Origin of the sequence: Streptomyces sp. WELS2, assembly GCF_013870595.1 — a bacterium.
Taxonomy (GTDB): Bacteria; Actinomycetota; Actinomycetes; order Streptomycetales; family Streptomycetaceae; genus Streptomyces.
The window spans coordinates 1-2,054 of sequence record NZ_JACBWZ010000993.1; the positions used below are offsets into that span (position 1 = coordinate 1).

At 73.8% G+C, this 2,054-nt stretch carries 2 protein-coding genes and 1 pseudogene; all 3 read left to right on the forward strand.

Features of this window, described 5'->3' with window-relative positions; genetic code table 11:
* Nucleotides 1–473 (forward strand): annotated as a pseudogene (locus tag H5J33_RS32700) (tRNA dimethylallyltransferase); the annotation flags it as partial.
* A gap of 329 nt (nt 474–802) precedes the next feature.
* On the forward strand, nt 803–1,297 hold the full coding sequence (locus H5J33_RS32705; RefSeq protein ID WP_399552983.1) for a hypothetical protein: 495 nt from the start codon (nt 803–805) through the stop codon (nt 1,295–1,297).
* A gap of 51 nt (nt 1,298–1,348) precedes the next feature.
* The coding region (gene dapF / locus H5J33_RS32710; protein ID WP_181798339.1) for a diaminopimelate epimerase at nt 1,349–2,054 on the forward strand (706 nt) is incomplete at its 3' end.

Genomic DNA, 2,054 nt, shown 5'->3' on the forward strand with positions numbered 1-2,054 from the left:
CGATCCTGCCGGGCAACGGCCGCCGGATCGTCCGCGCGCTGGAGGTGATCGAGATCACCGGCCAGCCCTTCACGGCCAATCTGCCGGGCCACGACTCGGTGTACGACACCGTCCAGATCGGCGTCGACGTCGCCCGCCCGGAACTGGACGAGCGCATCGCGCGGCGCGTCGACCGGATGTGGGAGGCGGGCCTCGTCGACGAGGTGCGCGCACTGGAGGCGCAGGGCCTGCGCGAGGGGCGCACGGCCTCGCGCGCGCTCGGCTATCAGCAGGTACTCGCGGCGCTGGCCGGTCAGTGCACCGAAGCGGAAGCGCGGGCCGAGACCGTGCGTGCCACCAAGCGCTTCGCGCGCCGCCAGGATTCCTGGTTCAGGCGGGATCCCCGCGTGCACTGGTTGAGTGGGGCCGCCGCGGATCGCGGGGAACTTCCGCAGCAGGCCCTGGCGTTGGTCGAACGACCGGTTACAGCCTGATCACGTCATGGCATCGGGATGCGCCGCCGGTCATCGCGGCCTGCGGCGCCGTGCCATCATCGAGCTTCGATCGACCAAGTGGAGCCTAGTTGGGAGGGCGCGTGGCGATGGAGGCCGGCCCTCGCGACACCGCACGAAGCACCGAGCCCGTCACCACGGAGAGTGACGACCCCGGCCCGGGCGCGGACCACCACCCGCACGAGTACCGGCCCCGGACGAACGGCTCCCGCGCGGACGGGACCCACGCCGGCCGTCCGGCCGGAAACCCCCTCGCGGCGGAACCCCTTCCCGACGCTCCCCTTGCCGCCGACCCCCTTGCCGCCGACCCCCTGTCCGCCGACCCCCTGTCCGCCGACCCCCTGTCCGCCGACCCTCTGTCCGCGGACCGCCTGAGCGACGACCGTCTCGCCGACGACGGCCCCGACGACACCGAGGGCGGCGTCACCGCCGACGGACCGGCGCCCGAGGAGATGTATCCGGGCGGCCCGGAGGTCGAGGTCGAACTGCGCCCGCAGCGCCGCCTGCGCATCTGGCAGCTGGCACCCATCGTGGGCCTCGGCGCCGTCGGCTCCCTGATGTTCGCCTTCCCGCTCGCCTTCGACTTCGGCGACAGCGGCGCGGTCATCGCCATGCTCGGCCTGCTGATCTGCTCCTGCGCCGCGGGCTGGGGCATGATGGCCGCCCGCCGGGTCGGCCACACCTGGCCGGGGCTGCCCCCGCGCGGCTCGGGCCGCCGCCCGGACTGGCGGGTCGTCCTCGGCTACGTCCTCCTGGTGGCCGCGGTCATCGTCCTCGCCGTCTGGCGGGTGGCAAGGCTCCGCTGAGCCCCCGGCCTGGCCCGGGCCGCCGTCGGCGCCCTCCCGTACGATCGAGGAATGAGCACACGGATCGCCTTCCTCAAGGGTCACGGCACGGAGAACGACTTCGTGATCGTCCCGGACCCGGAGAACACCCTCGACCTGTCCCCGGCCGCCGTGGCCGCGCTGTGCGACCGCCGGGCGGGCATCGGAGGCGACGGCGTGCTGCACGTCGTACGGTCCGCGGCGCACCCGGAGGCCCGGGCGATGGCCGGCGAGGCCGAGTGGTTCATGGACTACCGCAACGGCGACGGCTCGATCGCCGAGATGTGCGGCAACGGCACCCGTGTGTTCGCGCGCTACCTCCAGCACGCCGGCCATGTGACCGAAGGCGACCTCGCGATCGCCACGCGCGCGGGCGTGAAGACCGTCCACATCGCGAAGAACGGTGACATCACGATCGGCATGGGCCGCGCCCGCCTCCCCGAAGGGGACGTCACGGTGGCCGTCGGCGAGCGCAGCTGGCCCGCGCGCAACGTCAACATGGGCAACCCGCACGCCGTGGCCTTCGTGGCCGACCTGGCGCACGCCGGCGATCTGCGCACCGCGCCGCCGGTCAGCCCGGCGAGCGCCTACCCGGACGGTGTGAACGTCGAGTTCGTCGTCGACCGGGGCCCCCGCCACGTCGCCATGCGCGTGCACGAACGCGGCTCCGGCGAGACCCGCCTGCTGGTCATCCCGGTCGCCCTGTTCTGCGGGGACACGGTCGCCTCCGAGGCGAGCT